4 protein-coding genes are annotated in these 3546 nt (G+C 38.8%); 3 read left to right on the top strand and 1 reads right to left on the bottom strand.

Annotation, left to right across the window (positions count from 1 at the left end; genetic code table 11):
• From FJ366_04200 to FJ366_04190, 3 genes are all read left to right on the top strand, one after another.
• The coding region (locus FJ366_04200; GenBank protein ID MBM3894768.1) for a ribonucleotide-diphosphate reductase subunit beta at positions 1 to 896 on the top strand (896 nt) is incomplete at its 5' end.
• A 166-nt stretch (positions 897 to 1062) separates the two neighbouring features.
• Positions 1063 to 1443, top strand: coding sequence for a hypothetical protein (locus tag FJ366_04195; GenBank protein MBM3894767.1), 381 nt, complete (start codon positions 1063 to 1065; stop codon positions 1441 to 1443).
• 128 nt (positions 1444 to 1571) lie between these two features.
• A complete protein-coding gene (locus FJ366_04190; GenBank protein MBM3894766.1) occupies positions 1572 to 1892 on the top strand; it encodes a hypothetical protein in 321 nt (106 codons plus the stop codon).
• Positions 1893 to 1959: 67 nt separating this feature from the next.
• Here FJ366_04190 and FJ366_04185 read toward each other — a convergent pair whose 3' ends face one another.
• Entirely contained in the window at positions 1960 to 3279 is a 1320-nt protein-coding gene (locus FJ366_04185; GenBank protein MBM3894765.1) for a hypothetical protein, read from the bottom strand.
• Between the last annotated feature and the right edge of the window lie 267 nt (positions 3280 to 3546).

The following is a 3546-nucleotide window of genomic DNA, read 5'->3' as shown; positions in this document are numbered from 1 at the left end:
GGACCCCAGAAGAAATTTCCATGCAAAAAGATGTTGAACAATGGAAATCGCCAACCGCACTTTCTGCCGCAGAACGACATTTAATTTTGTTTAACCTTGGATTTTTTTCCACCGCCGAATCGCTCACCGCAAATAACCTGGTCCTTTCGGTGTACAAACATGTCACCAACCCAGAAGCTCGCCAATATTTACTGCGTCAAGCATTCGAAGAAGCAATTCACACTGATACATTTATCTACTGCTGTGATTCACTTGGTCTTGATCCAGACAAAATCTACACCATGTACGAAACCGAACCAGTCATCAAAGCCAAAGACGATTTTGTTGTCAACCTGACCAAGTCAATGCTCGATCCAAATTTTCACACCGAAGGAACAGATCATATTCAAAAATTTCTGCATGATCTGATTGGATATTACGTAATCATGGAAGGTATCTTTTTCTACGCAGGTTTTGCGATGATGCTTGCACTCAAGCGTCAGCAAAAAATGGTTGGTATCGGCCAACAATTTGAGTACATCATGCGTGATGAAAGCATTCACCTGGCATTTGGTTGCGATCTAATTAACACCATTAAATTTGAAAATCCTCAAATTTGGACGGCAGAATTTCAAGCGAATATTCTAGATCTCATTCAGCAAGCCGTTGAACTAGAAAAAGCATATGCTCTCAAAGCGTGCCCCGAAGGAATCGTTGGGATTCATCCAAATCAATTTTGCGCATACGTTGAATACATCGCAGACCGCAGGCTGGAAAGACTTGGCTTACCAAAATTATACAAAACAGAAAATCCGCTACTCTGGATGTCGCAATCAACCGATCTGCCAAAAGAAAAAAACTTCTTTGAAACACGTGTCACCGAGTATCAAAGTGCCGGTGCTCTGAGTTGGGACTAAGCAACTTAACAACAAAAAGGGCTCTGTAAATTACAGAGCCCTTTTTCGCACAAAAGCTCCTAAAATAAGTAGAAAAAGTGCTGAATTTAAAATAAATTTGGAAAAAATAAGACTGAACTTAGACTAATCAATAAAGCACCCCCTCATCCACTAAACGGTAATATATATGTTTAAAAAAATCATATTTCTTTTTTTCGGTTTTATATTTTTCTTGAACCCCGTAAAAGCTGAATCTTTTGATCAATTCAAAACAACCTGGGAAGAGCGAAGCATCTCTCAGAATGAAAAAACGCCTGCTGAAAAAACACAATTTCTACTATTGTTAACCTATTGTGTTATCGGACTAGAAAAAGCAAAAGACCTATCTGATGAAATAAAAATCTCTAAAAATTTTATCTTAGAACCAGGAATTGCCCTCTCTTCAGAAGAAATTGATCAAAGAATCGCCTTTCTTAAAGAAAAAATAACCTTGCTTGCAACCGAATGGGGTCTTCCGGAACCAGAATCACTCGCGCGTAGAGAATTGACATCTTTAAGCAGCAGATAACCTCAAAAAAGGTAAAAAACGGCTCTTTTCTTCTTTTAACAGCTACCCAATCGCTACCAATAATTGTTTCACATAGAATATAAATGTGGTTATTTTATAAAAACAAACACTATTGTTAGGAAAAATATATGAAAATCAAAACTCTTTTTTACCTTTTTGTTGTATTTGTCTATGGAAGCATTATTAATGCCGACTTTGGTCAATTCAAAACTGATATTAATTATCTTAAACAAAATGCATTAACCTATGTTGATACCCGTGAAATGCTTGCAGATGCAATGCAAAGTGATATTCAAACATTCCAAGAAGCGCTTAATTTACTTGCAAACGGGGAACCACTTTTGCCCAGACATGAATGCCACAAAAGAAATGGATCTGTTCTCTCGCCAGCAAAAATTGAAAAGCGAATTGCATATCTTCAAGACGCTCTGTTAGCTTTTGAAGCATAAGACGCCCGTTATTTATTAAAAAAAGCCGATTCATTTTACCGAATCGGCTTTTTTTATTTTTACTTAATTAAAACGCAAAGGTAAATTCGCCACCCCAGGTCATCGCTTTAATCGAACGCATGCCGCCAACTGGAACCTTTACAAATCCACTAAACGATGGCGCAGTAAACCCACCTTTATTTTCTGAAGCAAATGAACCTTTAAAGACAATGTCATGCGTTGACGATTCTTTGATTGATTCAGAAGAGTTAACCACTGAATTATTAAAATCATTATCTTCTGGAATTAATGTATGATCGCCGGTTTTTGAGAAATGATACAACGCAGAAACAGACAATCCATCAACCGGCAAATCGATTGATGAAAACAAACTAAATCGCCATGTACGTGCATGCTGCATTCTCACTCGCCCCTTAGAAAGAAGCAAACAATCTGTTTGAGCTGGATCAGTTTTAAGTCTTCGTGTTTTTGTAATATCACTTAACCACAACATATCAACGCCAACACCAACAGAAACTCGATCATGCACTCCCATTTCTAAACATCCTTTTACCGGAATTCCCCACGATGTATCTGTACCGAATGGAATCGCAAACACATGATTAACATCAGAGTCCACTGAACGCGCAGTTGGAATAACTACCCCAAAGCCAGCCTCAAGTCGAATTCGCTTAATAAAATCAAGTTCCTGCTTAAATCCATGGTTCCAATCGAGCATAATCGTCAAGTCTCCTTGTCCAACCTTACTCCATCGATGCAAATCAAGCTTACCAACTTTCATCGCAAACTCTTTCAACCTGCTAGTAAAACCATTTATGCGCTCTTCACCACCAAGAACATAGGGGTTTGATAGATCTTTCCAATCAACATCATCAACGCTGCATGATTTTATTGGCAGATAAGCCGCGATAGAAAATTTACCCGGGAAAAAATCACCGACAGGGAGAGCTCCTTTTATCCAAAAAGTAACGACGGATTGCTGAAATTTTCCAGAGACCTGAAATTGTCCCCACTCGCCGTCATATGTTTGCTGAACAGGATTTGCAAACCATCGCTCTGGATTTTCTGAGTCCAAAAATGTTGTATGCGAGTCTGCAAGCATCGCCTGCGCCGACTGAATAGGATTATAAATCTTAAGTAAATCAGTTACCTTGCCATCTTCGTCGTACCCTCGCACCGAAGAAAAACCATGCTCAACAAATGCTCCCGCTATAAACGCACGTGATTTTAATGAACTTGAAGGAAAGAAAGCGACATCTTGAGGACGAAAAAAATTAGTTACATATGCGGCATTTATCCTTTGCACCGGTGCCAAAAAAAGAGCTATCACAAAAAGCATCGCTCGAAAAAAAGATTTTTTTTCGATTTTTTTATACCCAGTCATCATGAAATACAACCTTTCTTTTACCTTTTGGCTTTTATGCTCTGTACACATACACATCGCCATTCATGGTCATCACACGAGCACCATCTGCAAAAACTTCTGCTATTTCGCTTATTTGCATATCTTTTTTAAAAATATCAACAGGCGGATGCATCGCATCATCACCAGCACTTCGATCAACCACTTTTACACAGCCACCTGATGCAAGATGTTTTCCTGGCAGGGTATAATAGGTTGCATTACCGGCAACAAACAATTTTCCCAGCAGAT

This window comes from Candidatus Dependentiae bacterium (assembly GCA_016871815.1).
In the GTDB taxonomy this organism is placed as follows: domain Bacteria; phylum Babelota; class Babeliae; order Babelales.
This window is presented reverse-complemented; position numbering and strand designations above follow the sequence as displayed.

Bases quoted from the DNA above. Each gene is read 5' to 3' on its own strand.
- FJ366_04185 (MBM3894765.1), bottom strand. From the start codon at position 3,279: ATGATGACTGGGTATAAAAAAATCGAAAAAAAATCTTTTTTTCGAGCG.
- FJ366_04195 (MBM3894767.1), top strand. From the start codon at position 1,063: ATGTTTAAAAAAATCATATTTCTTTTTTTCGGTTTTATATTTTTCTTG.
- FJ366_04190 (MBM3894766.1), top strand. From the start codon at position 1,572: ATGAAAATCAAAACTCTTTTTTACCTTTTTGTTGTATTTGTCTATGGA.